Raw genomic sequence first — 26443 nt, 5'->3', positions numbered from 1 at the left:
CACTTGGTCAAGACTGTCGCAGCCCCGCGCGTTTCATCCTCAACGCCTGTGGCGGATGGGAGACTGTGATCGGTGACCTGGAACGGTCAGGTCCCATGAAGGGTCAGCCCCGCTCGGCCCACTTCAACAGGGGAATGAGCGGCAGGCCCCAGGCTGTGCCGCCGACGCCGAAGAACAGGAAGTCGATCCAGGGGGAGGCCGGCAGAAGCCCGCGCAGGGCGATCAGGCCCCAGACCCAGAAGATCAAAAAAACCAGCACGCCGACCGCCGCGACGAATCGGCGCGCACGGGGCGGCATCAGCGCTTGTTCCGGAACAGGAAGAAGGCGACCAGGCAGACGCCGGAGCCGATCAGGGCCCAGGGCACCCAGGCCCAGCTGTCCATGGTGCTGACGGCGAAAACCCGCACCGCCAGGAACCAGCCGCAGGCCAGGCCCACGCCGGACACCAGGCTGGTTCCGCCAAAGCCACGGCGGCCGGTGAGCAGATCGGCGATCCAGGCCAGCAGAAGTCCGCCCAGAACGGCGGCGACGATGTCGGCGTATTCCAACCCTGATCTCCTGCGGCGTCAGCGCCGTTAACTCAATCCGACTCGATCTTGTCGCGTCGGGCGGGCATACCGCCACGGTCGCGATTTGGTCACGGTCGAGCGCGACACCATATCCGGGTCAGTGTCGGGCGTCGAATGAACCGTTTCGGAAATCCAGATCGCAATCGCGCCGTCGCCGTGTGGCTGTTCGCCACGGCGGCCGTCGTCTTCCTGATGGTGGTGGTCGGCGGCATCACCCGCCTGACCGGATCGGGTCTGTCGATCACGGAATGGCAGCCCATCATGGGCGCGATTCCGCCGCTGAACGACGCCCAGTGGGCCGAGGCCTTCGACAAGTACAAACAGATTCCCCAGTACGCCCAGATCAACGCCGGCATGAGCCTGGGCGAATTCCAGGGCATCTTCTGGTGGGAATGGCTGCACCGCCTGATCGGGCGTGTGGTCGGCCTGGTGTTCGCCCTGCCGCTGGTCTTCTTCCTGGCGTGCAGGATGTCGCCGCAGCGTTCGGTCCTGCGCCAATGGGCCATGCCCGACCGGCTGATCTGGCGCTGCCTGCTGTTGCTGGCCCTGGGCGGGCTTCAGGGGCTGATCGGCTGGTGGATGGTGTCCAGCGGCCTGTCGGAGCGGGTCAGCGTCGCGCCCGAGCGTCTGGCGACCCACCTGGGTCTTGCCTTCGTTCTGTTCGCCGCCCTGATCTGGACCGGGCTTGAGGCCTGGAACGGCGAGGATCACGGGCGTGCGCCGGGCGGATGGGCGCGCGGGGCCGGGATTCTGCTGGGCGTGGTCTTCGTCCAGTGTCTGCTGGGCGCCCTGGTCGCGGGCGGTCACGCGGGACTGGTCTATACCGACTGGCCGCTGATGGACGGGACGGTCCTGCCGCCGGCCGACTGGAGCCTGGGCGCCGGGGCCTTCCTGCATGACAAGGCCCTGATCCAGTTCAATCACCGGCTTGTGGCCTATGGGCTGCTGATCGCCGTCAGCATCTACGCCTTCCAGGCCTGGCGTTGGCGCGTGGCCGAGGGAATGGGGCTGGCGGCCTTTGTCCTGGCCGCCGTGGTCTGGCTTCAGGCCGTGCTGGGGATCGTCACCCTGATGCACGCCGTGCCGGTATGGCTGGGCGTGCTGCACCAGGCCGGGGCCGCCGTCGTCCTGGCTGTGGCGACGGCGAACCTTTGGCTGGTGCTGCGGGCTCAGCCCCGGATCTTCATGTCCGGACCGAGGACCATGGGCCTCTGATCGCCAGGGTCATGCCCGGGTACATGATGTTGACGAACAGCACCTCGCCGTCGGGCGAGAAACAGGCGCCCGCGAACTCGGAGTTGCCGGTGAAGACGTTGCGCCCGATCGTATAGACCTTGCCGTCCGGGGTGACGCCCTTCAGGTGGTTGCGGACGTCGGTGGAATAATTGTCCTCGCACAGGATCAGATGGCCCCACGGCGCGACGGTGATGTTGTCGGCCATGTTCATCGTCTTGACGTCCGTGCTTTCGACGAACAGCTGCAGCCGGTCGGTCGCGCCGTTCAGGCCGGGAACAAGTCGCATCACCTGACCGCGCCGGATCGGCCCGCCGGACGTTGCGGTGAAGTACATCTCATTGTCGCCCCACCAGACGCCTTCGCCGCGGGCCACCCAGGCCGCACCGGCGGCGTGACCGCGCTTGGCCAGGTCGCCGTTGGGGGATTCGACGTCCTCCATGTCGATCCACTCGATCTCGCGCCAGTCGCCGACAGCCCAGGTGCGGCTTTCCTGGTTACGGGTGTCGGCCGAGGGGACGCCCTTCCAGGCCATGGCCTGGAGTTTGCCGCCTTCGGCCAGCTTGCCCGGCGTCGTGGGAAGAAAGCGGTAGAACAGGCCCGAATTGTCGTCCTCGGTCAGATAGACGATCCCTGTGCGCGGATCGATGCAGACCGCCTCGTGATCGAACCGTCCCATGGCCTTAAGCGGCACGGGGTCGACGAGGCCGGTCGCCGTCGAGGGCACTTCGAACACCCAACCGTGGCTCTTGGTCACGTCGGCGTCGGCGGGCGTCTCAAGGGTTTCTTCGCAGGTCAGCCAACTACCCCAGGGCGTCGGGCCGCCGCAGCAGTTGGTCGAGGTGCCGGCCAGGGTCAGGTGCTGGCTGACCTTCTGGCGGGTTTGGAGATCATAGATGATTGTTGAGCATCCGCCGGGCAGGGGGCGGCCGTCCTTGTAGGTGTCATAGGCCTTGCCGGCGTCCAGCTGGCCCAGCCGTTCTTCGCGCAGACCGCCGGGGCCGAGGTTGCGGTGCAGGCCGTTGGAGCCCTTGAGTTCGTGATTGACCACCAGGGCGACCTTGGAGCCCTCCAGCGGGAAACAGGCCATGCCGTCGGGTTGTCCGGGGGCGAACAGGCCGTCGTCCATGGTGTCGCCGCTCTGGGCCACCACCTGGTAGGTGAAGCCCTCGGGCAGATCGAGCAGTCGGTTCGGATCGGTGATCAGCGGGCCATAGCCGTGGACCTCGTTGACATAGGTTTCTTCGCCGGCGGTCTGGGCGGAGGCGTGGCGGGCCAGTCCTGCAAAGGCGAGGGCGGCGCTCGAGGCGATCAGGCCGCGACGGTGAAGATTCATAAGGAGGCTCCGAAGGGTTTGGTCCCCGATGACTGTGAATGGCTATGGTTTGATGACGAACGCCGTTAATTTGTAACGGAGAGACGGCTCGTTTCGACGGGTATTTTAATACCGTATATAGAATATCACTTCAAAACAGTAGCTTGCACTACATGTCGCGCTTTTCGACGCGTTGACGCGGCTTATCGTCTCCTGTATCAGCGCGCCTTCATTCGGTTCCTTCGGGGGCCGGACCCGATTTTCGTCTCCAGGAACCCCCTCAATGCTGAAGAGCACCACGGCTTCGTTGAAGCCGGCCGAGGTCGAGAAGAAATGGATCCACATCGACGCCGAAGGCGTCGTGGTGGGCCGTCTCGCGACCTTCATCGCCAACCGTCTGCGCGGCAAGCACCGCGGCGACTACACCCCGCACGTTGACTGCGGCGACTATGTCGTCGTCACCAACGTCGACAAGGTGGTGTTCACCGGCAAGAAGTCGACCGACAAGGTCTATTATCGCCACACCGGCCACCCGGGCGGCGTCAAGTCGACGACCCCGGAGAAGGTTCTGGGCGGTCGCTTCCCCGAGCGCGTGCTCGAGAAGGCCGTCGAGCGCATGCTGCCGAAGGAAAGCCCGCTGGCCCGCAAGCAGATGACGCACCTGCGCCTGTTCGCCGGCGGCGCGCACGAACATGAAGCCCAGCAACCGGAAACGATCGACTTCAAGTCGGCGTCGCCCAAGAACACCCGGAGCGTCTGAGCATGACCGACGTGACCAACACCGAAGCCGCCACCGGTTTCGACGCCCTGAAGGGCCTGAGCTCTTCGGTCGAGAACGACGCCCCCGTCTATGTCCAGAAGCTGGACGCCCAGGGCCGCGCCTATTCGACCGGCAAGCGCAAGAACGCCATCGCCCGCGTCTGGGTGAAGCCCGGCACCGGCAAGATCACCATCAACGGCAAGGACCAGGAGCAGTATTTCGCTCGTCCCGTGCTGCGCATGATGATCGCCCAGCCGCTGACCGTCTCGGACCGCGCCACCCAGTATGACGTCGTCTGCACCGTCGAAGGTTCGGGCCTGTCCGGCCAGGCCGGCGCCATCCGCCACGGCCTGTCGCACGCCCTGACGCATTTCGAACCGGAACTGCGCAAGGTCCTGAAGCCGCACGGCTTCCTGACCCGCGACAGCCGCGTCGTCGAGCGCAAGAAGTACGGCCGCGCCAAGGCTCGCCGTTCGTTCCAGTTCTCGAAGCGCTAATCGCGTTCACGCGGTTTGGATTTGGGGCGCTTCGGGGAGACCCGGAGCGCCCTTTTTCTGTGGCTGCGCACACGAAAAGGTGAAGTTGGAAAGCGGTTCGGGCGCGTTGTTTTTTCGGTCAACCGTCTGACTCTGCAGGAAGAACGTCAGCTTTTCCATGAGTTTGGTTAGTTGACAGGAGCGCGTTGCGAAGGCCCCATGCCCCTTAGGGATCACATCAGTTCGCTAATGCGGAGATGTGCCCGGTGTCCAAATGTCGCAAATCGTCTGAGAGACCGATGCATTCGGTTTCCATCAAAGTGCTTGGCCTGAGCATCGACGGCAAAGGCTGGGCAGGGGTGATTGCAGTACCCGTCGTCCTTCTGATCATATGCTTGGCAGGCATGACATTAGGAAACGGCGCGGCATGGCTTGCCCGATTGTCCACACAGTCCAACGCCATTACTGAAAACGCCCCGGCAGCGACCGGAGTGAAGGATTGAGTAGTTGACCCACACCATCTTCATCGACGGCGAAGCCGGCACCACGGGCCTCGAGATCCGCGAGCGGCTGGAGGCGCGCTCGGATCTGGAGCTGATCCTGCTGGGCGACCGTCGGCGCGACGTCGAGGCGCGGCGCGAGGCCCTGAACAGCGCCGATGCGGCGATCCTGTGCCTGCCGGACGACGCGGCGCGCGAGGCGGTGGCCATGGTGGAGAACCCGTCGGTCAAGGTGATCGACGCCTCGACCGCCTATCGGGTCGCGCCGGGCTGGGCCTATGGCTTCCCCGAGATGGACGCAGGCCAGCGCGATCTGATCGCGCGGTCGCAATTCGTGTCCAACCCCGGCTGCTATCCGACCGGCTTCATCGGCCTGATGCGGCCGCTGGTGAAGGCGGGCCTGGTTCCGGCCGGCCATCCGGTCACGGTCAATGCGGTCTCGGGCTATTCCGGCGGCGGCAAGGCCATGATCGCCGAATTCGAAGCGGAAGGCGCTGCAACCGCCTATCGCGCCTATGGTCTGTCGCTGAAGCACAAGCATGTGCCGGAGATGACGAAACACACGGGGCTGAGCCGCGAGGTGCTGTTCGCCCCCGCAGTGGGGAATTACCGCCAGGGCATGCTGGTCGAGGTTCCGCTGCACCTGGCCGCCCTGCCGGAAACCCCGTCGGTCGAGCGGATCCACGGGGCCCTGGTCGAGGCCTATGACGGTCAGTATTTCGTCGAGGTGGCCGATCTGGACGAGACCGAGGCCATGACCGGTCTGGAGCCCGAGGGGCTGAACGGCACCAACCGCCTGCGTCTGCATGTGTTCGGCGACCGGTCCGGCGAACAGGCGCGTCTGGTCGCTCTGCTGGACAACCTGGGCAAGGGGGCCTCGGGCGCGGCGGTGCAGAACCTGAACATCCTGCTGGGCCTGGATGAGGCGACCGGTCTGATCTGAAGCCCTGATCGGGAGAAGAAACGAGGCGAGAAACCTTTCCCCTCGTCCCGTCGTACTGGGTGGCATGACCCAGTCCCCGATCCTCCATCGACGCGGCCTTCTGGCAGGCGCCGGCGCGCTGGCCCTGGCCGCCTGTTCGCCCGAACCGTCCCAGGCGGGGCAGGGGGCCTACGCCGCCTCGCCCTATCGTCGCGTGTCGGACGCCGACTGGCGACGGCGGCTGGGCGATGCGGCCTGGCGCGTGATGCGTCACGAGGACACCGAACGCCCCTACACCAGTCCGCTGAACGACGAACATCGCCGTGGGACCTTCGTCTGCAAGGGCTGCGACCTGCCGCTGTTCCGCTCGAACTGGAAGTTTGATTCCCACACCGGCTGGCCCAGCTTCTATCAGGTCATCGCCGCCAACATCGGCCGCAAGCGCGACCTGGCCATCGGCATTCCCCGCACCGAATATCACTGCGCCCGCTGCCTGGGGCATCAGGGGCATGTGTTCAACGACGGACCGCGGCCCACAGGCCTGCGCTATTGCAACAACGGCGTGGCGCTGAAGTTCGTGGCCGCCTAGCCGCGATTGGCGCGTACAGCCGAATCGACCGTCACCCCGAACCAGACCGCCGCAATGATGATCAGCAGGCCGTAGTCGTGGCCCGGCAGGAAGACCGGGGCGACGGCGGCGGCGATGACCAGCGCGGGAAACAGGCCGGCCCAGGCGGCGGTTCCGGGCGAGGCCGCACGGATGACCGGCTGCGGCGTCGGGCGGTTCATCCGGCGGGCCATCCAGCCGTTCAGGGCGACGAACAGGACCGAACAGACGACGGCGCTGATCACATATTTCGCCGTATTGCCCGGCTCGCCGAAGGTGGCCGCCGTCATGATCAGCAGGATCAGGGCGACGCCCGTGCTGACGGCCAGCAGGATATTGGGTTCGATACGGTTCAAGACTTCACTTTCACATACAGACCCGGCGCCGGCGCCAGGGGCGGGAGCGGACCCTTAGCAGGGTCGCGCGCCGGAATCCTGGCCCCCGAACGATCATGCAGCCAGCCGGCCCAGTGGTCCCACCAACTGCCCGGATGTTCGACGGCCCCGGCCTGCCACTCGGCCAGGGTCCCGGGCAGGGCGGGGTTGGTCCAGTGCTGGTATTTCCGCGCCGCCGGGGCGTTGATCACCCCGGCGATATGGCCGGACCCGGCCAGGGTGAAGGTCACGTCCGGGCTGCCGAACAGACGGGCCGAGCGATAGACCGAGTTCATCGGGGCGATGTGATCCTCGCGACTGGCCTGGAAATACAGGGGGATGGCGACCTTCGACAGGTCCGCCGTCAGGCCGCCGATCTCGAACACGCCGCGCGCCAGGGCGTTGGCGCCGTACATCTGGCGCAGATAGGCCAGGTGCAGGGTCTTTGGCATTCGGGTCTGGTCCGCGTTCCAGAACAGCAGGTCGAAAGCGGGCGGATCCTTGCCCAGCAGGTAGTTGCTGATGAAGAAGGACCAGATCAGGTCGTTGGAGCGCAGGGCGTTGAAGGTGTCGGCCATGGCGGCGCCGGGCAGGACCCCGCCGGCGGCGTCCATCTGGCGTTCGATCTCGGCGATCCAGTGTTCGTCGGTGAACAGCAGCAGATCGCCGGCCTCGGCGAAGTCGTGCTGGGCGGCGAAGAAGGTGGCGGCGGCGACGCGCGTGTCGCCCTTCGCCGCCATATGGGCCAGAGCTGCGCCCAGCAGGGTGCCGCCGATGCAATAGCCGACCGCGTTCAGCCGGTCTGCGCCGGTCTGCTCCAGCGTCTTGTCGATGGCGCGATAGACGCCTTTTTCGAGATAGTCGTCGAAGCCGAGGCCCGCCTTGTCGAGGCCCGGATTGACCCAGGAACAGACGAAGACGGTGAAGCCCTGGGCCGACAGCCAGCGGATCATCGAATTGGTCGGCTGGAGGTCGAGAATATAGAATTTGTTGATCCAGGGCGGGAAGATCAGCAGGGGGATCTGATGCTGGGTCTCGGTCGCCGCATCGTACTGGATCAGTTCGAACAGGTCGTCGCGCCACACCACCTGGCCCGGCGCGGTGGCGACGTTCTCGCCGACGACGAACTTGCCGTCGTCGGCCTGGCTGATGCGCAGCGAACCGCCGCCGCGTTCCAGATCGGCGGCGAAATTCTGCATCCCCTTCACCAGGGATTCGCCGCTGGTCTCGGCCAGGGCCTTCAGGGCCACCGGGTTGGAGGCCAGGAAGTTGGACGGCGAGAAGGCGTCGGTCAGCAGGCGGGTGAAGAACTGGGCGCGCTGCTTGACCGCCGGATCGACGTCCTCGACCCCCGCGATCAGCCCGTTCATCCAGTCCGAGGTCAGCAGATAGGAGCGGCGCATCATGTCGAACATCGGATTGTCCGACCAGGCGGGATCCTTGAACCGCTTGTCGGCGGGGGCGGGCGGCATCGGCTCGCCGGCCGCCTGACGCGCCGTGCCGGTCCACAGCTCCATATAGCGGCTGAACAGGTCGGCCTGGGCCTGGAAGAGTTTTTCGGGGCGCGAGGCCAGGCTGCTCATGACCGAGGTCATGGCGGGGGCGACATGGAACGGGTCGGGCGACAGGGCGGCGGGGCGGTCGGCCTGGAACAGGGCGGCCTCGGCGAGCGCGCCCTGGGCCATCATGGCCGCCTTGGCCAGGTTCATCGACAGGGTTTCGAGCAGTTGGGCCTGGTCGGCGCCGGGGAAGGGGGCAGGGGCGGGTTCAGCGGGCGTCTCGGCGGAAGGAGCGGCGTCCGACGAGTCGATCCTGGGATCAGGCGCCGGAGTCTTGGCGCGGGGCGGGCGGGGCTTGGCCGAGGTCGGGCGACCGGGCTTGCGCGGCGTCTTGGCGCCCGGGGCGTCGTCAAGCGCCATGGGCCCGGGCGTCTTGGCCGCTGCGGGTTTGGACGCCGCCGACTTGGACACCGCTGACTTGGACGCGCCGGGCTTGGCCTTCCGGGCGTCGCCCTTTGGAGCGGGCTGGGACGTCGGGGTCTTGTTCTTCGGAGCTTGGGCCATGAATTTCCTTCGCCTTCCTGGGTTCGGAGGGCCGGTTCGACGCCTCGCCCTTCCGCACGAAGCGATGATGGCATAAGACCGACCCCGACATGAACGCGCACTTTCGAAAAAGAACGGGGCTGACGGCTTCGTTGCTCTGCCTGGCGACGCTGTCGGCGTCTCTGGGGGCCTGTGCGCGCGCGTTTGCGCCGAGCACCGATCCGACGTCGCCGATCGCGCCGCGGGTTCAGGCCCTGGTCGACGCCAATCGTCATTATCCCAGTTGGGAGAACTTCCCCGCCGCGCCGGCCGACCTGCCGCAGGCGGCCCAGGTCGCGGCCCGGGTCCAGGCTCTGGAAGGCCAGGGCGGGGCCTTGGGCGGCGAGGTGGCGCGGATCGACTGGACGCTGGGCGACGCCGAAACCCTGGCCGCCGAGACCCGCGCTCAGGTCGGAGCCGTTCCCGTGTCGCCGGATGCGGCCCGCACTGAGGCCGAGATCGACGCCTTCGCCCAGAGCCTGCGGGATCGCGCCAAGGCCCCGCCGCCGATTGATCGGCGTCCGATTGAATGAGCTTGTCGCCGGGGCTCGAGAATCCCCGGATGATGCGACGATGGCGGACGACGGCGGCTTCAAGATCGATAACGCATTTCTGGGTGTGACCCAGTCCCTGTCCGGTCGGGCCTGGCGTCAGCGCCCGGCCGAGGCCGCGACCATCCGCGCCCACATGCAGGGACTGGGCCTGGAGGAGCCGCTGGCGCGGGCCCTGGCCTCGCGCGGCGTGCGGGCCGACCAGGGCGCCGACTTCCTGAGCCCGACCCTGCGCGCCCTGTTTCCCGATCCGTCCAGCTTCATGGACATGGACGCCGCCGCCGAGGCCTTGCTGGATGCGTTCCAGGCCAAGTCTCAGGTTCACATCTTCGCCGACTATGATGTGGACGGCGCCTCCAGCGCGGCCCTGCTGGTGCGATGGTTCCGGGCCATGGGGGCGGACCTGCCCATCTATGTCCCCGACCGGCTGACCGAAGGCTATGGCCCCAGCGCCAAGGCCTTCGACGCGCTGAAGGCCGCCGGCGCCGACCTGGTGGTGACGGTCGATTGCGGCGCGGCGGCGAACGAGGCCCTGGCCCATGCGGCGGCCATTGACCTGAACGTCGTCGTCATCGACCACCATCTGATGCGCAGCGAACCGCCCAGGGCGCTGGCGGTCGTCAATCCGAATCGGCCGGGCTGCAACTCGGGCCAGGGCAATCTGGCGGCGGCCGGGGTGGTCTTTGTTCTATTGGCCGCCCTGAACCGCGAGGCGCGGCGGCGCGGCCTGTTCGCGGACCGGCCCGAGCCCGATATTCGCCAGTGGCTGGATCTGGCCGCCCTGGGCGCCATCTGCGACGTCACGGCCCTGACCGGGTTCAACCGCGCCCTGACGGGGTTGGGACTGAAGGTCATGAGCGACTGGAAGAACCCCGGCCTGCGCGCCCTGCTGGCTGCCGCCGGCGCCGAACAAGGGCCGGCCAAGAGCAACCACGCCGGCTTTATACTGGGGCCACGCATCAACGCCGGCGGGCGGATCGGCCGATCGGACCTGGGCGCGCGGCTGTTGTCGACCGACGATCCCGCCGAGGCCCAGGCCCTGGCGCTGGAGTTGGACGCCCTGAACCTGTCGCGCCGCGAGGTCGAACGCGCCGTGACGGAGGCCGCCGTCCGCCGCGTCGAGGCGACCGGCGCCCACGCCGACGAGACGGCCCTGGTCGTCGTGGCGGGCGAGGACTGGCACCCCGGCGTGGTCGGCATCGTCGCCGGGCGCCTGCGCGAACGCTGGCGCAAGCCGGTGATCGTCATCGGACTGGATCCGGTGACGGGCCTGGGCAAGGGGTCGGGCCGGTCGCAGCCGGGCATGAACCTGGGCCGCGCCATTCAGGCGGCGTGGGAGGCGGGTATTCTTTTGGCCGGCGGCGGGCACGCCATGGCGGCCGGTCTGACGATAGACGGCGCACGACTGGCCGAACTGACCGACTTCCTGAACGACCGGCTGGCCGGCGAACGGATCGAGGCGGTGGCGATGGATGCGCTGGAGATCGACGCCCTGATCGATCCAGGCGCAGCGACCCGGGCCCTGTTCGAATCGTTCGAGCAACTGGCCCCCTTCGGCCCCGCCAACCCCGAGCCGGTCTTCGCCCTGAACGGGGTTCAGGCCCGCGAACCGGTGCAGATGAACGGCGGCCATGTCCGCTGTCGACTGGTCGGGCCGGACGGCGCCTCGGTGCGGGCCGTGGCCTGGCGATGCGCCGATCTGCCGACCGGCCAGGCGCTGCTGAGCGGGCAGGGCGGGCTGAATGTCGTCGGCCGTCTGAAGGCGGACGACTGGAACGGCCGTCGCGGCGTGCAGTTCGAGATCGAGGACGTCGCCGATCCTCGCAGGGTTTGAGCCGCGCGGGCACGCCCTGGACCGTCGCAAAAAACTCGAAATCCGCGCTTGCACCCGTCCGAGGGCGCGGCTATATCGCCGGCTCTCCCGCGCAGCGGTCCCTTCGTCTATCGGTTAGGACGTCAGGTTTTCAACCTGAAAAGAGGGGTTCGACTCCCCTAGGGACTGCCACGCGGGATGAATACGGGCCGTGCCGACAGGCCGCCCGAGCGGCGTTCGTCTCCTCATTTGAGTCCTGCACCAACCCCGTCGTCGCCACGGGCGGAAACCATCACGGGTGGTGTCATTCGCGCGACACAACTGGAAGCTTTCCGCCAGAAGGTGCAAGTTTCGGGCGCCTTTCCCCCATTTTGACCTTTCCAAAGATTCGCGGAACAGTGTTAAACGTAATCGTGTCCGTAAGAGGAGCGGACGGGGGTTTGATAATTTGTCTGACTACGATGAGATGGAGACGGCGGAGACCGTTCGTGTCGTCGGGCGCGTGAAGTGGTTCGATCCGGCGAAGGGCTATGGCTTCATCGTGCCGGATGACCCGACGTTGACCGAGCTGCGGGATGTTCTTCTGCACATCAGCAGTCTGCGCGACACCGGCCGCGAAACGGCAGATGAAGGCGCGCCTATTGTCTGCGATTGTGTTCGGCGATCCAAAGGCTGGCAGGCCGTCGAGATCCATGACCTGGGAGCGGGCGAGGCGAGCGTCATCGTGCGTCGTTCGGCGCCCATGGCCGAGGCTATCGCGACGTCGCCCGAAATCGATGCGGTCCTGGAGCCGGCCGTGGTCAAATGGTTCAATCGGACCAAGGGCTATGGATTCGTGGTGCGTGATCGCGAACCGGGCGATATCTTCGTTCACATCGAAACCCTGCGGCGCTGCGGCCTGGACGATCTCGTGCCAGGCGACACGGTGCAGGTGCGATTCGCCAGCGGTCCCAAGGGGCTGGTGGTGGCTGAAATCAGACCGGGCGGCTGATCGGTCGCTCCAAGGAGGGGCGCATGATCGACGCGACGAGACGTTTTGTTGTGGGCGGCCTGATGGCGCTCGCCGTCGCCGGATGCGCCGCGAAAGCGCCGGCCGGGCCGAATGGCGAGCCCCTGCAGAAGCTGGCCGTGGTGACGGCGTCCGGCGAGCACCCGTTCTGGGTCGAAATCGCCGACGAAGAGCCTGAACGTCAGCGGGGCCTGATGTTCCGCCCGCCGCTGGGCGATGATCGCGGCATGCTGTTCCAGTGGCCCGGAGAGGCGCCGCGGGAACAGAGCTTCTGGATGCGCAATACGCCCAGTTCTCTGGACATTCTCTATATCGATCCGAAAGGCCGGATCGTCTCGATCGCCTCTCACGCCACGCCCTTTTCCGAGGTTCCGATACCGTCGAACGGGGCTGCGAACGGCGTGCTGGAGCTTCGCGCGGGTCGCGCGGCCGAGATCGGCGCCAAGCCCGGCGACAGGATTTTGCATCCTTATTTCAAGCCTTGATTGCGGATCGCGCGACGAAGTGCCAATAGAGCGCTCCGTTCGGTCCGGGGTGTAGCGCAGCCTGGTAGCGCATCTGGTTTGGGACCAGAGGGTCGGAGGTTCGAATCCTCTCGCCCCGACCAATGGACGGCCGCTGGATTCCGTGTCCCGCGCGCGTTATGGCAGGTCCACTGGACCTGCCGATCACTAGGGATTTCGCCATGCTCGCCCGCATCTACCGCCCAGCCAAGACCGCTATGCAGTCCGGCAAGGCCAAGAGCCGCGACTGGCGTCTGGAGTTCGAACCGGCCTCGGCCCGCAGCCTCGATCCGCTGATGGGCTGGACCAGTTCGTCGGACATGAACGGTCAGGTGCGTCTCGCCTTTGATTCGAAGGAAGAAGCCGTCGCCTATGCCGAACGCCACGGCATTCCGTTCCGCCTGCACGAGCCGAACGAGGCCCCGACGATCCTGAAGGCCTACGCCGACAATTTCGCCCCCAATCGCAAACAGCCCTGGACGCATTGACGCCCGGCTCGCTGCCGAGCGCCCTTAGCTCAACCGGATAGAGCACCCGCCTTCTAAGCGGACGGTTGCAGGTTCGAGTCCTGCAGGGCGCGCCACTCTCGCGACGGCGCCGCTGAAAGCCACGCCATGACCGACTCAAAATCTCTGAACCCCGGCGAGATTCGCGTCGCCGCCCTGTATCGATTCGCCGCGATCAAGGACGTCGAGGCGGTGCAGGCGCGGCTGCACAGCGTGTGCGAAGCCGGCGCGGTCAAAGGCACGCTGCTGGTTGCGACCGAGGGGCTGAACGGCACGATCGCCGGTCCTGAAGCGGGTATTGAAGCGGTGCTGGCCGACATCCGCGCCATTCCGGGCTTCGCCGATCTGGAGGTCAAATACGCCTGGACCGGCGACATGCCGTTTCTGCGGCTGAAGGTCCGGATCAAGCGCGAGATCGTGACCATGGGCCAGCCGGACCTGGATCCGGCGCGACAGGCCGGAGTCTATGTCGCGCCTGCGGACTGGAACGCCCTGATCGCCGATCCGACCACCCTGGTGATCGACACCCGCAACGACTACGAGGGCGAAATCGGCGCCTTCGAGCGGGCGGTGCAGCCGAACACCCGCAGCTTCCGCGACTTTCCCGACTGGTTCCGCACCGATGGCCGCGCCTTGATGGACCAGATGAAGCCGCAGCGCGTCGCCATGTACTGCACCGGCGGCATCCGCTGCGAAAAATCGACCGCCTTCCTGAAGGCCGAGGGAGTCGAGAACGTCCACCATCTGGAAGGCGGGATCCTGCGCTATCTGGAAGAGGTCGAACCGGCCGACAGCCTGTGGCGCGGCGACTGTTTCGTCTTCGACGAGCGGGTCTCGGTCGGTCATGGCCTGGTTCAGGGTGATCACACCCTGTGCCGGGGGTGCCGTATGCCCCTGGACGCCGAAGGCCGGGCGTCGCCCCATTTCATCGAGGGCGTCTGCTGCGAACGCTGCCGGGATACGCGCGACGACGCGCAGAGGCTGCGCTACGCCGAACGTCAGAGACAGATCGAGCTCGCCCGTCTGCGCGGGACGGAACATCTGGGACGACGCGAAGACGGGTGATCGTCAGGCCCAGGCGCGGCGATGAGGGGGAGAAGTGAACCGGTCAGGGCGTCGCCAACGAATGGGCGGTCTATGCTAAACCCGCCGATTTTCAGGCCAAAACAGCGCTGGCGGCGAGACGTCTGATGCCGACAGTCTTAGCCCCGAGTGGCTCCGCGGGTAGGATTCGAACCTACGACCAGCCGATTAACAGTCGGCTGCTCTACCACTGAGCTACCGCGGAACTGCTCGGGAGGCGGGCCTATAGCAGCGGCCATTCGATTCGTGCAATGGGAAAAACGACGAATGCGCACGATCTCGATCAATGACCCCGATGACGCCCGGATCTCCGGCTTTCGCGATATTCGCGAACGCGACCTGACGGGCCGCGAGGGCCTGTTCGTGGCCGAAGGCGAGGTGGTGGTGCGGGTGCTGGCCTCGACCGCCTCACGATGCCGACCCCGCGCCCTGCTGCTGGCAGAGAAACGGGTCGCGGCCCTGAGCGACGTCATCGCAGCGCTTGCGCCGTCGGTTCCCGTCTATGTCGCCGGCCAGACCGTTCTGGACCGGATCGCCGGATTTCCGCTGCACCGGGGCATCCTGGCCCTGGGTGAGAAGCCCGTCGCGCCGCCGGTCGAGCACCTGTTGGCGGCCGTCGCCGACGAGGATGTGTTCGTGATCGCCAGCGGCATCGGCAATCACGACAATATGGGCGGCGTGTTCCGCAATGCGGCGGCCTTCGGGGCGCGGGCCGTCTTGCTGGACGAGACCTGCTGCGACCCCTTCTATCGCAAGGCTATCCGGGTTTCGGTCGGGGCCGTGCTGAGGACCCCGTTCACGGTCGGCGGATCGGCCGAGGATCTGGTGGCGGCGATGCAGACGGCGGGGGTGGAGGTGCTGGCCCTGACCCCGTCGGCGACGCTGAGGCTGGCGGACTACCGGCCCCAGGGCCCCGTCGCCCTGATGGTGGGGTCGGAGGGGCCGGGTCTGCCCCGTGCCGTGATTGATCGGTGCCGCGCCGTCGGCGTGCCCATGGCGGGGGGCTTTGATTCGTTGAATGTCGCCGTGACCAGCGCCCTGGCGCTTCATCATGTGACCAGCGGGCGGCCCGCAGGCTGACGTCGGCGTTCACTAGGATTTTAGGTCGTTAAGGTTCTGTACACCTTGCGCGGGGGCCGAAACTGTGGCGACCATCGTTCTCGTTGGTGTGGGGGCGCGCAATGAACATTCTGTATTTTCTGAACCGAAACGTCCGGGCGGCGATCTTCATCGCCGCCGGGGTCGTCGGTCTGGGCGCGGCGGGCCTGATCGGCTGGGTGACTGCGCCGATCAGCTGATCCTTCAGGGGCGATAGAGACGAAAAAGGCGCGGATCCCGGGATCCGCGCCTTTTGTTCGTTTGTCGCGATGGAGGCCTGACCGGGAATCGAACCCGGGTGCAAGGATTTGCAGTCCTCTGCGTCACCACTCCGCCATCAGGCCGCCTTGTCCCCGATTTCTCGGGGGCGGTCATCGCGAGGGGCGTTCGCTATCAGATCGGATTGTCCGCTGCAACGCGCGGAACTATAAGCGCGCAAGATTTCCTCCCTGACTACCGATTGAAGGCTGCCCAAAGATGGATTTCACCGCCGAGCGCAAGGCCATGGTCGACTCGCAGGTCCGCGTGAACGATGTGACCAATCACGAGATCCACATGGCCATGATGGCGGTTCCGCGTGAACGCTACTGTGCGCCGGACCGCATCTTCGCCGCCTATTCGGACGCATCGATCGAGATTGCGGGCGACCGCAAGCTGATGCCGGCGCGCGACGTCTCCAAGCTGTTGCAGGCCGCCGATGCGCGGGAAGGGGAGAAGGCCCTGGCCATCGCCGCCCCCTATGCCGCTGCGGTGCTGGCGCGCATGGGTCTGACGGTCACGGCGCAAGAGTCTGACGCGGCCGTGTTCGCGGTCGTGGGCGAGGCCCTGGCGGAGGACGGGGTGACGACAGCGGTCGCGCCTCTGGATGCGCCGGTGGGCGAGGGCTGGGACCTGATCGTCTGCGAAGGCGGCGTGGCGGCCTTGCCGGAAGCCTGGGGGCAGGCCCTGCGGACCGGCGGCCGTCTGGTTATGGTCGAGCGGCGTGGCGCCATCGGCAAGGCCGCCCTCTATGTTAAGGGCCGCGAAGGCCTGTCGCGTCGCGAACTGTTCGATTCATCCCCGGCCCTTCTCGCGGAACTGACGCCGGCGCCTACATTCGCATTCTGACGTAGTCGGCAGCGCTCGCGGGAAGCGTGAAAAAAACTTAACTGGCGTCAGGTCGACTGAGGCCGCAGTTACGCTTGATGACATTCGGGCGCTCCTCGGGGGCGTCAGGCAAGGACGGACAATGTTGAAACGCTCGCGTGTGCTGGCTTCGGCCGCTGTGGTGGCTCTGGTGACAGGGCTTGGCGCGCCCGCCTGGGCCGAGACGCTGCAGGAAGCGATCGCCCTGGCCTATCAGACCAATCCCAGCCTGCTGGCTCAGCGGGCGAATCAGCGGGCGCTGGACGAAACCGTGGTCCAGGCGCGATCGGGCCTGCGCCCGACGCTGAGCGCCTCGGCCGGGGTCGACTACACCCGCAACGATTTCCCGACCGTCACCCAGTTCGTCGACACGAACAACGACGGCGTGCCGGACACCCAGGTGTCCAGTTCATCGTCCGAGAGCGACGGCGCCACCGTGGGCGTCAGCCTGTCGCAGAACATCTGGACCGCCGGCCGCACCACCCTGGCCATCGACCAGGCCCGGGCCGGCGTGATGGCGGGGCGTGAGAACCTGCGCGAGATCGAACAGTCGGTCATGCTGTCGGTCATCCAGGCCTATGTGAACGTCACCCGCGACATGGAAATCCTGCGCATCCGCCAGGAAAACCTCGCCGTGCTGCAACGCCAGCTGGAAGAGACCAGCGCCCGATTCGAGGTCGGCGAGATCACCCGGACCGACGTGGCCCAGGCCGAGGCCTCCTTGGCCCAGTCCGAAGCCGATCTGGCCAACGCCCAGGCCCAGCTGTCGACCACCCGCGCCGCCTATGCCGCCGTCGTGGGCCAGTCGCCCAGCGACCTTGAGGCGGCCCCGGTCCTGCCGACCGTTCCGAACGATTTCGACGCCGCCATGGAAGTCGCCCTGGCGCGGAATCCGGGCGTGCTTTCGGCGACCTATTCCTTGCAGGCCGCCGAAGCCGCCGTCGCCGCCGCGCGGGCCGAATATCTGCCTTCCGTTCGCGCCACCGCCTCCTACGGCGGCACGGCGAACGATCTGGGCAATCTGAGTGAATTGGCCGACCGCCGCAGCTTCACCGCCGGCGCCACGCTGTCGGTGCCGCTGTTCACCGGCGGCCTGAACCGGTCGCGCGTCGCCCAGGCCCTGGAACGGGCCAACGCCGCCCAGATCGCCGTCGAGGGCGAGCGCCGCACTGTGCTGCAGAACGTCAGCTCGGCCTATGCCCAGGTCCTGTCGACCCGGTCGAACGTCGCCGCCGGCGAAGAGGCCGTGCGCGCCGCCTCGGTGGCCGCCGAGGGCGTGCGGCAGGAGGCGCAGGTCGGCCTGCGCACCACGCTGGACGTGCTGAACCAGGAAGTGACCCTGCGGGCGTCGCAGACCTCGTTGGCCGCCGCCCGCGCCGCCGAATATGTGGCCCGCGCCTCGCTGCTGTCGGCGATGGGCCAGCTCGAAGGGCCGAACCTGAACGCCAATCTGGACGTCTATGACGCCAAGACCAACTATGACCGCGTCCGCAATCGCGGCGGCCTGCCCTGGGACGGCGTGATCGAGGCCCTGGACCGGGTCGCCTCGCCGCCGGTCGTCGACGCCGACGACGCGCGGGATGCGCCGATCGACGCTCAACTCAAGGGCGATGTGATCCGCACTGCGCCTGGCGCATGACGTCGGCCTGACGAACGAGGGGCAAAACGCCCGTTGATTCCGGCGGGCGTTGATGCGACGACAATATCCTGGGGTCGAGAAGGCTTGGTCTTCCGGTCCCGGACCCGTGCATGGCGTTTGGGGGCGACCTCCACGCCCCCAGTTTCATTCCAGGCCTCTCCCAGGGTTAAGTCATGACCGATCAGTCCGCCCCGGAACCCACCATGGAGGAGATCCTGGCGTCGATTCGCCGGATCATCTCCGAAGACGACGCGCCCGCCGAGACGCCGCCGGCTGCGGCCGCGCCCGAGCCGGCTCCCGCGCCGGAGCCAGCGCCCGAACCCACGCCGGAGCCTGAGCCCGAGCCTGCGGCGGCCGAGAGTATTTTCGCCGCGCCCGCCGAGCCGGAGCCGCAGCCGGAACCCGAGGTCGCCGATGACGATGTCCTCGAGCTGACCGAACTCTATGAGGCGCCCGCATCGGAAACCATCGGCGATCTGGACATCGTCGAGGCCGCGCCCGAGCCGGTCGTTTCCGCGCCCGAACCGGCCGAAACCCCCGCCCCGGCCTATGATGCGCTGGTCGGCGAAAGCGCCGCCGCCAGCGCCGCTTCGGCTTTCGCCGGTCTGGCCGCCTCGTTCAAGAAGCCTGAGCCCGCTGCGGCCTCTTCGACGGAAATGCCCTTCGTCAGCGGCAACACCGTCGAGGCCATGGTCGCCGAGATGCTGCGTCCAATGCTGAAGGACTGGTTGGACAACAACCTGCCCGCCATCGTCGAGGCGGCGGTGCAGAGGGAAGTCGAACGCATCGCGCGCAGCGCCTAGCCCTTCGCTTCACCGCAGACTAATCGAGGGGCGGCTCCTGCAGGGGCCGCCCTTTGTCATTCCAGGCCGCCGTTCGGCCGCACGACAACGATCAAAGAAGTCCCATGCTCGAGAAGACCTTCGAACCCCAGGCCGCCGAACCCCGCCTGTACGCCCAGTGGGAAGAGAGCGGCCTGTTCGCGCCCCGCACGGAAGGGGCCGAAGGCGCCTATTCGATCGTCATCCCGCCGCCGAACGTGACGGGCAGCCTGCACATCGGCCATGCGCTGAACAACACGCTGCAGGACATCCTGGCCCGCTATCACCGGATGAAGGGCAAGGCGGTGCTGTGGCTGCCGGGCACGGACCACGCCGGCATCGCCACCCAGATGGTGGTCGAGCGTCAGCTGGCCGCCGCCGGGAATGTCGGTCGCCGCGACATGGGCCGCGACGCCTTCATCGAAAAGGTCTGGGAATGGAAGGCCGAAAGCGGCGGCGCCATCGTCCAGCAACTGCGTCGCCTGGGGGCTTCGTGCGACTGGTCGCGCGAACGGTTCACCCTGGACGAGGGGCTGAACGCCGCCGTGCGCAAGGTCTTCGTGCAGCTGCACAAGGAAGGCCTGATCTATCGCGACAAGCGGCTGGTGAACTGGGACCCGCATTTCCAGACCGCCATCTCGGACCTGGAGGTCGAGCAGCGCGAGGTGGATGGGGCCTATTGGCATTTCGCCTATCCGCTGGCGGACGGCGTGACCTACGAACACCCGGTCGCCTTCGACGAGGAGGGCAAGGCGACCGAGTTCGAGACGCGCGACTTCATCGTGGTCGCCACGACGCGGCCTGAAACGATGCTGGGCGACACCGGCGTGGCCGTGCATCCGGAGGATGAGCGGTATGCGGGCTTGGTCGGCAAGTTCGTGATCCTGCCCATCGTCGGCCGGCGCATTCCGATCGTCGCCGACGACTACGCCGATCCGACCAAGGGGTCGGGCGCGGTCAAGATCACGCCGGCGCACGACTTCAACGACTTCGGCGTGGGCAAGCGGGCGGGCCTGCCGTCGCTGAACATCCTCGACGCCTTCGGCCGCATCACCGACGTGGATACGTCGGACGTGCCGTCGGACTACGTCGGCGTCGACCGCTTCGCCGCGCGCAAGGCCATCGTCGCCCGGGCCGAGGAAGAGGGCTGGCTGCGCGAGATCGAGAAGACCAAGCACGTGGTCCCGCATGGCGACCGCTCCGGCGTGGTCATCGAGCCCTGGCTGACGGACCAGTGGTACGTCGACGCCAAGGTCCTGGCCCAGCCCGCCCTGAAGGCGGTGGAGCAGGGCGACACGGTGTTTGAGCCGAAGTCGTACGAGAAGATCTATTTCGAATGGCTGCGCAACATCGAACCCTGGTGCATCAGCCGCCAGCTGTGGTGGGGGCACCGCATCCCGGCCTGGTACGGACCGGGCGGCGAGATCTATGTCGCCGAGACGGAAGAGGACGCCCGCGAACTGGCGATGGCGGACTATGATTCCGAAGTGGCCCTGACCCAGGACGAAGACGTGCTGGACACCTGGTTCAGCTCGGCCCTGTGGCCGTTCTCGACCATGGGCTGGCCCGAGAAGACCGAGGATCTGGAGCGGTTCTATCCGACCAGCGACCTGGTCACGGCGGCGGACATCATCTTCTTCTGGGTCGCCCGGATGATGATGATGGGCCTGCATTTCATGGACGAGGTTCCGTTCAAACGGGTCATCATCAACGGCCTGGTCCGCGACGAGAAGGGCCAGAAGATGAGCAAGTCCAAGGGGAACGTCATCGATCCCCTGGGCATCATCGACGAGCTGGGCGCCGATCCGCTGCGCTTCACCATGGCCATCCTGTCGGGCACGCGCGACATCAAGCTGTCGAAACAGCGGATCGAGGGCTACCGCAACTTCGGCACCAAGCTGTGGAACGCCGCCCGCTTCAGCCAGATGAACGAGGCGCGGCGCGTCGAGGGCTTTGATCCCGCGACGGTCGAACAGACGATCAACCGCTGGATTCGCGGCGAACTGACCAAGGCCGAGCGCGCCGTGTCCGAGGCCGTCGAGGGCGGGCGGTTCGACGATGCGGCGGGCGCGCTGTACCGGTTCGTCTGGAACGTCTTCTGCGACTGGTATCTGGAATTGGCCAAGCCGGTCTTCAACGGCGCCGACGAGGCCGCCAAGGCCGAGACGCGGGCCATGACCGCCTGGACCCTGGACCAGACGCTGAAGCTGCTGCACCCGGTCATGCCCTTCATCACCGAGGAGCTGTGGGCCGAACTGGGCAAGGAGGGGCCGGCGCGGCAAGGCCTGCTGATCGGCGCCGAATGGCCGGTGCTGCCCGATGGCTTCATCGACGCCTCGGCCGAGGCCGAGATCGGCTGGCTGGTCGATCTGGTCGGGGAGATCCGGGGTCTGCGGGCCGAGATGAACGTGCCGCCAGCGGCCAAGCCGCCGCTGGCCTTTGTCGCGCCGGACGCGGTCACGGCCGAGCGGATCGCACGCCATCGCGACCTGATCCTGACGCTGGGCCGGGTGTCCGAGGTCGGATCGGCGGAGGCCGCGCCGACCGGGGCCGTGACCTTCGTTTCGGGCGGATCGACGGTCGCCCTGTCGCTGGCCGGGATCATCGACCTGACCGCCGAACGGGCGCGGTTGGAGAAGGAGATCGCCGTGTTCGAGAGCGATATCGGCCATGTGAACAAGAAGCTGGGCAATCCCAACTTCGTGTCGCGGGCCGCGCCGGAAGTCGTGGACGAACAGCGGGCCAAATTGGCCGAGGCCGAGGCGGGCAAGGCCAAGCTGCAGGCGGCGCTGGCGCGGCTGAGCGAGATCGGATGAGGCTGGACCAGCTTCTCGTCACGCGCGGCCTGGCGGAAAGCCGGGCCCGGGCGAAGGCGGCCATCGAGGCCGGCGGCGTGACCGTGGACGGCGCGCCGGCCAAGTCCGGCTCCCAGACCGTCGGTGCGAACGCCGAGATCGGCTATGCCGACGCCCACCGCTGGGTCGGGCGCGGGGCGTTGAAGCTGGATCACGCCCTGACCGTCTGGCCGGTGGCGGTCGAGGGGCGGGTGGTGCTGGATGTCGGCGCGTCGACAGGCGGCTTCACCGAGGTCTGTCTGGATCGCGGGGCGGCCAAGGTGTTCGCGGTCGATGTCGGCTTCGGCCAGATGCACGAGCGGGTGGCGGCCGATCCGCGGGTGGTCGGTCTGGAGCGGACCGATGCGCGCGACCTGACGCCGGACCTGATCCCGGAGCGGCCTTCGCTGATCGTGTGCGACGCCAGCTTCATCAGCCTGATCAAGGTCCTGCCGGTTGCGCTCGATCTGGCGGCCGATGAGGCGGACCTGATCACCCTGGTCAAGCCGCAGTTCGAGGCTGACGGGCCCGGCGGGGTCGGCAAGAAGGGGGTGGTCAAGGATCCCGTGGCCCATGCCTCCGCCGTGGCGCGCGTCGCCGACTGGCTGGAAGCCCTGGGTTGGGCGGTGCAGGCGACGACCGAGAGCCCCATCACCGGCGGAGACGGCAATATCGAGTTCCTGCTGTGGGCCAGGCGGGTCTGAGCCGGCAATCCCTCCACCACGCTTCGCGCGATCCCCCTCCCTACAAGTGGGGAGGAGACGGGCTCAAGCAGGCCGAAGGCCGATAGCCCCCTTAAAAATAAGAAGCCGCCGGAGGATTTCTCCTCCGGCGGCTTCCGTCACGTCGTCGATCGACAGGGGGGCTGAAAATTAATCGACGACGCGATAGCGGCCGTACTGGTCGGGGCAGGTGCGGACGTAACGGGTGTCCGTGCGACCATCGGGCAGACGGATCTGGCTTTCGGCCAGACGGCATCCATCTGAATTCTGATAGGAATCGACCGGGCGCGACCGGTCGTCGTAGTAGCCGCGATCCTGGACATAGTCGCCGCGACGGTCATAATCGTCGTAGCGATAGCCCTGATCGCCGCTGTAGCGGTCGTCGTAATAGCTCGGCTGGCTGTAGCCGTTCTGGGCATAGCCGTTCTGGTTGTAGTAGCCCTGCTGACCGTAGCTGCTCTGGTACGAGCGGCAGGCGTCGGAGCTGGAGCGGCCGACCTGAGACCCGATCACGGCGCCCAGAACCCCGCCCAGGATGCTGCCCTCGGTACGGCGGCCGCGCGCGGCCAGCTGCGAACCGATGACCGCGCCAGCGCCGCCGCCGACGACGGCTCCGGCGCCCGTGCGGCCCTGACGCTCACGGGCGCAGGGGTCGTATTGCCGTTGCTGGTAGCCATTGCCGTAGGCGTAAGAGGGAGCGTAGGCGCCAGTGCCGTAGTTCTGGCTGTAGCCGTAACTCTGGGCCGAGGCGGCCATGGGCGCGGCGACGGCGCCGAGGGTGAAGGCCGCGACGGCGGCGAGGGACTTGGTGGAAAGACGCATCTTCAACCCCTTATGGTCGGACGTTCAGTGACGAGGGCTGAACGGGTGGACCGGCTGTCTGTTGCATTGGGGTTTAAGGGAGTGAAGCTGAACAGCTTTTGAGCGATCCGTTCATTTTCGTTCATGTTTGAAGGGCCTATCGCGCTTCGCGACATCTTTGTTGGCCTATCGCGCTTGGCGCTGCTTGAGGCCGTGTTAGTTGGCCGTGGCTTGGCGTGGAGGGGCGTCGCGGCTAGAAGCCCGGCGATGCAGACCTTTACGATCAGCCGCGTCGGCGGACAGGGCGACGGCGTCGCCGAGACGCCGCAGGGGCCGGTCTTCGCCGGCCTGACCCTTCCGGGGGAGACGGTGCGGGGCGAGGTCGTGGACGGGCGGCTGGAGCAGGTCGAGATCGTGACCCCCAGTCCGGACCGGATCGCGCCGGTGTCGCCCCAGTACGGCGACTGCGGCGGGTGTTCGCTGCAACACTGGGCGGACAAGCCTTATCTGGAGTGGAAGCGCGAGCAGGTGCGGCTGGCCCTGGCGCGCGAGGGGATCGAGACCGAGGTCGAGGCGACGGTGGCGAGCCCGCCCGGGACGCGGCGGCGCGCAGCCCTGCACGCACGCCGGACCCAGGACGGCCGGGTGGTGCTGGGCTTCAAGGCGCGGCGGTCGTGGCGTCTGGTCGAAGTGCGCGAATGCCCGGTGGCCGATCCCCGGATCATCCGCGCCATACCGGCCCTGACCGAGGTGGCGGCGGCCTTTCTGGAGCATCCCAAGTCGGCGCCGACCCTGCACGTGACCTGGACCCTGTCGGGGCTGGACGTGGATGTGACGGGGGTCGAGCGGCGCTCGGGCGGCGGGCTGTCGGCCGACGCCCAGATGCGGGCCATAGCGGCGGCGCACCGGGCCGATCTGGCGCGACTGAGCCTGGCGGGCGACACCCTGGTGATGGCGCGCCAGCCGAAGATCGGCTTCGGTCCCGCGACCGTGCCCCTGCCGGCGGGGGGCTTCCTGCAGGCCGTGCCCCAGGCCGAGGCGGCCATGGTCGAGCGGGCCGTGGCGGCGGTGAAGGGGGCCAGGAAGATCGCCGACCTGTTCTGCGGCGCCGGGACCTTCACCTTCCCGCTGGCGACGGTGGCGCCGGTGATCGCGGCCGACGCGTCCAAGGCGGGGATCGAGGCCCTGAAGGCGGGCGTGGGCTCGGCCAAGGGGATGAAGGCGATCACCGCCGAGGCGCGCGACCTGTTCCGGCGGCCCCTGACACCCTATGACCTGAAGGGGTGCGAGGCCATTGTGTTCGACCCGCCGCGCGCCGGGGCCATCGACCAGACGGCCCAGATCGCCGGGACCAAGGCCGGGGTGGTGGTCGGGGTGTCGTGCAATCCGCAGACCTTTGCGCGGGATGCGCGGGTGCTGATCGACGCCGGGTTCCGGTTGGAGCGGGTCACGCCGGTGGACCAGTTCCTGTGGTCGGCCCATGTCGAACTGGTCAGTGTTTTCAAGCGGTAGGCCGTGAATATGGACGACGATCTGCAAGACGGGCTTGAAGACGACGGCGGCGGGTTCGACGCCGACGACTGGAGCCGGCTGAAGCCCTTCGTCGGGGCGGTGGCGACGCTGGACGACGTCCAGGCGCGCCGGGCCGTCTTCGCCCTGGGCGAGACCGACGATCCACGCCCCATCGCCATGGACCTGCCCCAGCCGGTGATCTGGTGGGAGGAGGACGGCGAACAGGCGGCGGTCGCGGTCCAGGCCGAGAGCCATCTGGGGCCGGACGGCGAGGAGATGGAGATCCTGGGTCTGATCCTGCCGGACGGGGAGGGGGCGGTGGCCCTGATGGAGGACGTCGATCTGGTCGACGACACGGACCCGACCTGGCGCGATCTGGTGACGCGGGCCGTCGATTCGTCGGCGGCGGACGCCGATTAACCGAACAGCTCCAGCTGCGGCCGGGCGTCGGCGGGGACGCGGAACTGGGTTTCGTCCAGCAGTCGCAGCGGCGTATCCAGGCCGTAGCGTTTGACGGCGGCCTTGAAGCGGGCGCCGATCAGTTCGGCGACGGGGCCGGTTCCTTTCATGCGCTGGGACCAGTCGGCGTCATAATCCTTGCCCCCGCGCGTCTGGCGAATCAGCGACATGACGCGGGCGGCGCGGTCGGGGCGGGCGTCGGCCAGCCATTCGCGGAACAGATCCTTGATCTCCAGCGGCAGGCGCAGGGTGACATACATGGCCCGCGTGGCCCCGGCCTTGGCCGCCGCCTCAAGCACGGATTCCAGTTCGTGGTCGTTCAGGCCGGGAATGACCGGGGCGAATCCGACGCCGACCGGACAGCCCGCATCGGCGAGGCGGCTGATCGCCTCCAGCCGTTTGGCCGGGGTCGAGGCGCGGGGCTCCATGGCGCGGGCCAGGCCCCGGTCCAGGGTGGTGATGGAGACGAAGGCCGAGGCCAGGCCGGTCTGGCCCATCGGCCCCAGAATGTCGGCGTCGCGCGCGATCAGCACCGACTTGGTGATGATGCTGAACGGGTGGTTGAACCGGCGCATGACCTCGAGGATCGAGCGGGTCGATTTCAGATCACGTTCGACCGGCTGATAGGGGTCGGTATTGCCGCCTATGTGGATGCGCTTGCACCGGTATCGGGGGGCGAGGAAGGCCTGTTCCAGCAGACGTGCGCCCTCGGGCTTGAAGAAGATCCGGCTCTCGAAATCCAGGCCCGGGGATAGGCCCATCCAGGCATGGGACGGACGGGCGTAGCAGTAGATACAGCCATGTTCGCAACCTTTGTACGGGTTGATGGAGCGGTCGAAGCCGATGTCGGGACTGTCGTTCCGGGCGATGATGGTGCGGGCGTGTTCGGGCGTGAGGGTGGTGCGCAGCGGCGCGGCCTGGGCGTCGTCGTTCGTCCAGCCATCGTCGAACGACTCATGCTGTTCGGGCTCGTAACGGCCTGTGGCATTCGAACGCGCGCCTCTTCCCTTGGCGGATTTCATGAGACGAGGATGGATCAGGAAAGAGAACATAGCAAGAACATTTGTTCTGCATATCGTTCGCAACAAGCCAAACATAAGACACAGTTTCAGTTGCTGTATGGATATGG

At 67.2% G+C, this 26443-nt stretch carries 27 protein-coding genes and 5 tRNA genes; 23 read left to right on the top strand and 9 right to left on the bottom strand.

Going from position 1 to position 26443, the window contains the following annotated elements; genetic code table 11:
• Positions 1–103: 103 nt before the first annotated feature.
• On the bottom strand, positions 104–298 hold the full coding sequence (locus ACP7CK_RS10385) for a DUF2842 domain-containing protein (RefSeq protein ID WP_008261676.1): 195 nt from the start codon (positions 296–298) through the stop codon (positions 104–106).
• Entirely contained in the window at positions 298–549 is a 252-nt protein-coding gene (locus ACP7CK_RS10380; protein ID WP_008260584.1) for a hypothetical protein, read from the bottom strand. Before ACP7CK_RS10380 ends, ACP7CK_RS10385 begins: the two co-directional genes overlap by 1 nt.
• A gap of 135 nt (positions 550–684) precedes the next feature.
• Here ACP7CK_RS10380 and ACP7CK_RS10375 point away from each other — a divergent pair, with 135 nt between their 5' ends.
• Positions 685–1785 carry a COX15/CtaA family protein gene (locus ACP7CK_RS10375; RefSeq protein WP_426025959.1) on the top strand — a complete coding sequence of 367 codons (1101 nt, stop codon included), beginning with the start codon at positions 685–687 and terminating at the stop codon, positions 1783–1785.
• On the opposite strand, the gene ACP7CK_RS10370 is transcribed toward ACP7CK_RS10375, so the two are convergent.
• Positions 1754–3139 (bottom strand): alkaline phosphatase PhoX, encoded by a 1386-nt coding sequence (locus ACP7CK_RS10370; RefSeq protein ID WP_426025958.1) that lies wholly within the window; start codon positions 3137–3139, stop codon positions 1754–1756. The genes ACP7CK_RS10375 and ACP7CK_RS10370 overlap by 32 nt on opposite strands.
• A 265-nt stretch (positions 3140–3404) precedes the next feature.
• Here ACP7CK_RS10370 and rplM point away from each other — a divergent pair, with 265 nt between their 5' ends.
• The 5 genes from rplM to msrB all read left to right on the top strand — a co-directional run bounded on the left by rplM (position 3405) and on the right by msrB (position 6365).
• Positions 3405–3878, top strand: coding sequence for a 50S ribosomal protein L13 (gene rplM, locus ACP7CK_RS10365; protein ID WP_183196355.1), 474 nt, complete (start codon positions 3405–3407; stop codon positions 3876–3878).
• Positions 3879–3880: 2 nt separating this feature from the next.
• Positions 3881–4375: a 30S ribosomal protein S9 gene (rpsI, locus tag ACP7CK_RS10360; RefSeq protein WP_008260755.1), complete on the top strand. Its 495-nt coding sequence runs from the start codon at positions 3881–3883 to the stop codon at positions 4373–4375.
• A gap of 278 nt (positions 4376–4653) precedes the next feature.
• Positions 4654–4857 carry a hypothetical protein gene (locus ACP7CK_RS10355; RefSeq protein WP_426025957.1) on the top strand — a complete coding sequence of 68 codons (204 nt, stop codon included), beginning with the start codon at positions 4654–4656 and terminating at the stop codon, positions 4855–4857.
• Positions 4858–4861: 4 nt separating this feature from the next.
• Positions 4862–5797 carry an N-acetyl-gamma-glutamyl-phosphate reductase gene (argC, locus tag ACP7CK_RS10350; protein ID WP_426025956.1) on the top strand — a complete coding sequence of 312 codons (936 nt, stop codon included), beginning with the start codon at positions 4862–4864 and terminating at the stop codon, positions 5795–5797.
• 64 nt (positions 5798–5861) lie between these two features.
• Positions 5862–6365 carry a peptide-methionine (R)-S-oxide reductase MsrB gene (gene msrB, locus ACP7CK_RS10345; RefSeq protein WP_426025955.1) on the top strand — a complete coding sequence of 168 codons (504 nt, stop codon included), beginning with the start codon at positions 5862–5864 and terminating at the stop codon, positions 6363–6365.
• On the opposite strand, the gene ACP7CK_RS10340 is transcribed toward msrB, so the two are convergent.
• Together ACP7CK_RS10340 and phaC are read right to left on the bottom strand one after the other, a co-directional pair.
• Positions 6362–6739 carry a hypothetical protein gene (locus ACP7CK_RS10340; protein ID WP_035310266.1) on the bottom strand — a complete coding sequence of 126 codons (378 nt, stop codon included), beginning with the start codon at positions 6737–6739 and terminating at the stop codon, positions 6362–6364. The two genes, msrB and ACP7CK_RS10340, sit on opposite strands and share 4 nt — an antisense overlap.
• Positions 6736–8820, bottom strand: a complete 2085-nt coding sequence (gene phaC, locus ACP7CK_RS10335; RefSeq protein ID WP_426025954.1) for a class I poly(R)-hydroxyalkanoic acid synthase — start codon at positions 8818–8820, stop codon at positions 6736–6738. The genes ACP7CK_RS10340 and phaC overlap by 4 nt, the downstream gene beginning before the upstream one ends.
• An 89-nt stretch (positions 8821–8909) precedes the next feature.
• On the opposite strand from phaC, the gene ACP7CK_RS10330 reads away from it, so the two are divergent.
• The 9 genes from ACP7CK_RS10330 (at position 8910) to ACP7CK_RS10290 (ending at position 14285) form a co-directional block, all read left to right on the top strand.
• A complete protein-coding gene (locus ACP7CK_RS10330; RefSeq protein WP_372704478.1) occupies positions 8910–9371 on the top strand; it encodes a hypothetical protein in 462 nt (153 codons plus the stop codon).
• 40 nt (positions 9372–9411) lie between these two features.
• Positions 9412–11223, top strand: a complete 1812-nt coding sequence (recJ, locus tag ACP7CK_RS10325; protein WP_426025953.1) for a single-stranded-DNA-specific exonuclease RecJ — start codon at positions 9412–9414, stop codon at positions 11221–11223.
• A gap of 96 nt (positions 11224–11319) precedes the next feature.
• A tRNA-Glu gene (locus ACP7CK_RS10320) sits at positions 11320–11394 on the top strand.
• 274 nt (positions 11395–11668) lie between these two features.
• Positions 11669–12193: a cold-shock protein gene (locus tag ACP7CK_RS10315; RefSeq protein WP_008264262.1), complete on the top strand. Its 525-nt coding sequence runs from the start codon at positions 11669–11671 to the stop codon at positions 12191–12193.
• A gap of 23 nt (positions 12194–12216) precedes the next feature.
• A complete protein-coding gene (locus tag ACP7CK_RS10310; RefSeq protein ID WP_426025952.1) occupies positions 12217–12696 on the top strand; it encodes a DUF192 domain-containing protein in 480 nt (159 codons plus the stop codon).
• Positions 12697–12741: 45 nt separating this feature from the next.
• Positions 12742–12818, top strand: a tRNA-Pro gene (locus ACP7CK_RS10305).
• A gap of 78 nt (positions 12819–12896) precedes the next feature.
• The gene (locus tag ACP7CK_RS10300; RefSeq protein ID WP_035308636.1) at positions 12897–13202 is read left to right on the top strand and encodes an ETC complex I subunit; all 306 of its coding nucleotides are present in this window, start codon (positions 12897–12899) and stop codon (positions 13200–13202) included.
• Positions 13203–13220: 18 nt separating this feature from the next.
• Positions 13221–13297, top strand: a tRNA-Arg gene (locus tag ACP7CK_RS10295).
• A 31-nt stretch (positions 13298–13328) separates the two neighbouring features.
• Positions 13329–14285, top strand: coding sequence for a rhodanese-related sulfurtransferase (locus tag ACP7CK_RS10290; RefSeq protein ID WP_426025951.1), 957 nt, complete (start codon positions 13329–13331; stop codon positions 14283–14285).
• Between the two features lie 148 nt (positions 14286–14433).
• Here the strand turns inward: ACP7CK_RS10290 and ACP7CK_RS10285 are convergent.
• Positions 14434–14508: transfer RNA gene (locus ACP7CK_RS10285), tRNA-Asn, on the bottom strand.
• A 62-nt stretch (positions 14509–14570) separates the two neighbouring features.
• Between ACP7CK_RS10285 and ACP7CK_RS10280 the strand changes: the two genes are divergently transcribed.
• Positions 14571–15383 carry a TrmH family RNA methyltransferase gene (locus tag ACP7CK_RS10280; RefSeq protein WP_426025950.1) on the top strand — a complete coding sequence of 271 codons (813 nt, stop codon included), beginning with the start codon at positions 14571–14573 and terminating at the stop codon, positions 15381–15383.
• 288 nt (positions 15384–15671) lie between these two features.
• On the opposite strand, the gene ACP7CK_RS10275 is transcribed toward ACP7CK_RS10280, so the two are convergent.
• Positions 15672–15745 (bottom strand) — tRNA-Cys (locus ACP7CK_RS10275).
• Positions 15746–15878: 133 nt separating this feature from the next.
• On the opposite strand from ACP7CK_RS10275, the gene ACP7CK_RS10270 reads away from it, so the two are divergent.
• The 5 genes from ACP7CK_RS10270 to ACP7CK_RS10250 all read left to right on the top strand — a co-directional run bounded on the left by ACP7CK_RS10270 (position 15879) and on the right by ACP7CK_RS10250 (position 22524).
• The gene (locus ACP7CK_RS10270; protein WP_426025949.1) at positions 15879–16508 is read left to right on the top strand and encodes a protein-L-isoaspartate O-methyltransferase family protein; all 630 of its coding nucleotides are present in this window, start codon (positions 15879–15881) and stop codon (positions 16506–16508) included.
• Positions 16509–16629: 121 nt separating this feature from the next.
• A complete protein-coding gene (locus ACP7CK_RS10265) occupies positions 16630–18165 on the top strand; it encodes a TolC family outer membrane protein (protein ID WP_426025948.1) in 1536 nt (511 codons plus the stop codon).
• A gap of 173 nt (positions 18166–18338) precedes the next feature.
• A complete protein-coding gene (locus ACP7CK_RS10260) occupies positions 18339–18968 on the top strand; it encodes a DUF2497 domain-containing protein (protein ID WP_035308622.1) in 630 nt (209 codons plus the stop codon).
• A 104-nt stretch (positions 18969–19072) separates the two neighbouring features.
• Positions 19073–21802, top strand: coding sequence for a valine--tRNA ligase (locus ACP7CK_RS10255; protein WP_426025947.1), 2730 nt, complete (start codon positions 19073–19075; stop codon positions 21800–21802).
• Positions 21799–22524, top strand: coding sequence for a TlyA family RNA methyltransferase (locus ACP7CK_RS10250; RefSeq protein ID WP_426025946.1), 726 nt, complete (start codon positions 21799–21801; stop codon positions 22522–22524). The genes ACP7CK_RS10255 and ACP7CK_RS10250 overlap by 4 nt, the downstream gene beginning before the upstream one ends.
• Before the next feature lie 168 nt (positions 22525–22692).
• Here the strand turns inward: ACP7CK_RS10250 and ACP7CK_RS10245 are convergent, their stop codons facing one another.
• Positions 22693–23364 (bottom strand): glycine zipper 2TM domain-containing protein, encoded by a 672-nt coding sequence (locus tag ACP7CK_RS10245; RefSeq protein WP_008262332.1) that lies wholly within the window; start codon positions 23362–23364, stop codon positions 22693–22695.
• Positions 23365–23610: 246 nt separating this feature from the next.
• On the opposite strand from ACP7CK_RS10245, the gene ACP7CK_RS10240 reads away from it, so the two are divergent.
• Positions 23611–24855, top strand: coding sequence for a class I SAM-dependent RNA methyltransferase (locus ACP7CK_RS10240; RefSeq protein ID WP_426025945.1), 1245 nt, complete (start codon positions 23611–23613; stop codon positions 24853–24855).
• 9 nt (positions 24856–24864) lie between these two features.
• Complete coding sequence (locus ACP7CK_RS10235) at positions 24865–25275, top strand: hypothetical protein (protein WP_426025944.1); 411 nt, start codon at positions 24865–24867, stop codon at positions 25273–25275.
• Here the strand turns inward: ACP7CK_RS10235 and ACP7CK_RS10230 are convergent.
• Positions 25272–26336, bottom strand: coding sequence for a PA0069 family radical SAM protein (locus tag ACP7CK_RS10230; protein ID WP_426025943.1), 1065 nt, complete (start codon positions 26334–26336; stop codon positions 25272–25274). The genes ACP7CK_RS10235 and ACP7CK_RS10230 overlap by 4 nt on opposite strands.
• Between the last annotated feature and the right edge of the window lie 107 nt (positions 26337–26443).

The sequence above is a fragment of the Brevundimonas sp. TSRC1-1 genome (genome assembly GCF_049898245.1).
Lineage (GTDB): Bacteria > Pseudomonadota > Alphaproteobacteria > Caulobacterales > Caulobacteraceae > Brevundimonas > Brevundimonas mediterranea_A.
This window is presented reverse-complemented; position numbering and strand designations above follow the sequence as displayed.

Bases quoted from the DNA above. Each gene is read 5' to 3' on its own strand.
- ACP7CK_RS10235 (WP_426025944.1), top strand. From the start codon at position 24,865: ATGGACGACGATCTGCAAGACGGGCTTGAAGACGACGGCGGCGGGTTC.
- ACP7CK_RS10330 (WP_372704478.1), top strand. From the start codon at position 8,910: ATGAACGCGCACTTTCGAAAAAGAACGGGGCTGACGGCTTCGTTGCTC.
- ACP7CK_RS10280 (WP_426025950.1), top strand. From the start codon at position 14,571: ATGCGCACGATCTCGATCAATGACCCCGATGACGCCCGGATCTCCGGC.
- ACP7CK_RS10310 (WP_426025952.1), top strand. From the start codon at position 12,217: ATGATCGACGCGACGAGACGTTTTGTTGTGGGCGGCCTGATGGCGCTC.
- ACP7CK_RS10265 (WP_426025948.1), top strand. From the start codon at position 16,630: ATGTTGAAACGCTCGCGTGTGCTGGCTTCGGCCGCTGTGGTGGCTCTG.
- ACP7CK_RS10375 (WP_426025959.1), top strand. From the start codon at position 685: ATGAACCGTTTCGGAAATCCAGATCGCAATCGCGCCGTCGCCGTGTGG.
- ACP7CK_RS10270 (WP_426025949.1), top strand. From the start codon at position 15,879: ATGGATTTCACCGCCGAGCGCAAGGCCATGGTCGACTCGCAGGTCCGC.
- ACP7CK_RS10255 (WP_426025947.1), top strand. From the start codon at position 19,073: ATGCTCGAGAAGACCTTCGAACCCCAGGCCGCCGAACCCCGCCTGTAC.
- msrB (WP_426025955.1), top strand. From the start codon at position 5,862: ATGACCCAGTCCCCGATCCTCCATCGACGCGGCCTTCTGGCAGGCGCC.
- ACP7CK_RS10290 (WP_426025951.1), top strand. From the start codon at position 13,329: ATGACCGACTCAAAATCTCTGAACCCCGGCGAGATTCGCGTCGCCGCC.
- ACP7CK_RS10230 (WP_426025943.1), bottom strand. From the start codon at position 26,336: ATGAAATCCGCCAAGGGAAGAGGCGCGCGTTCGAATGCCACAGGCCGT.
- ACP7CK_RS10385 (WP_008261676.1), bottom strand. From the start codon at position 298: ATGCCGCCCCGTGCGCGCCGATTCGTCGCGGCGGTCGGCGTGCTGGTT.
- ACP7CK_RS10240 (WP_426025945.1), top strand. From the start codon at position 23,611: ATGCAGACCTTTACGATCAGCCGCGTCGGCGGACAGGGCGACGGCGTC.
- ACP7CK_RS10370 (WP_426025958.1), bottom strand. From the start codon at position 3,139: ATGAATCTTCACCGTCGCGGCCTGATCGCCTCGAGCGCCGCCCTCGCC.
- rpsI (WP_008260755.1), top strand. From the start codon at position 3,881: ATGACCGACGTGACCAACACCGAAGCCGCCACCGGTTTCGACGCCCTG.
- ACP7CK_RS10300 (WP_035308636.1), top strand. From the start codon at position 12,897: ATGCTCGCCCGCATCTACCGCCCAGCCAAGACCGCTATGCAGTCCGGC.
- ACP7CK_RS10250 (WP_426025946.1), top strand. From the start codon at position 21,799: ATGAGGCTGGACCAGCTTCTCGTCACGCGCGGCCTGGCGGAAAGCCGG.
- ACP7CK_RS10315 (WP_008264262.1), top strand. From the start codon at position 11,669: ATGGAGACGGCGGAGACCGTTCGTGTCGTCGGGCGCGTGAAGTGGTTC.
- recJ (WP_426025953.1), top strand. From the start codon at position 9,412: ATGGCGGACGACGGCGGCTTCAAGATCGATAACGCATTTCTGGGTGTG.
- ACP7CK_RS10245 (WP_008262332.1), bottom strand. From the start codon at position 23,364: ATGCGTCTTTCCACCAAGTCCCTCGCCGCCGTCGCGGCCTTCACCCTC.
- ACP7CK_RS10355 (WP_426025957.1), top strand. From the start codon at position 4,654: ATGCATTCGGTTTCCATCAAAGTGCTTGGCCTGAGCATCGACGGCAAA.
- ACP7CK_RS10260 (WP_035308622.1), top strand. From the start codon at position 18,339: ATGACCGATCAGTCCGCCCCGGAACCCACCATGGAGGAGATCCTGGCG.
- phaC (WP_426025954.1), bottom strand. From the start codon at position 8,820: ATGGCCCAAGCTCCGAAGAACAAGACCCCGACGTCCCAGCCCGCTCCA.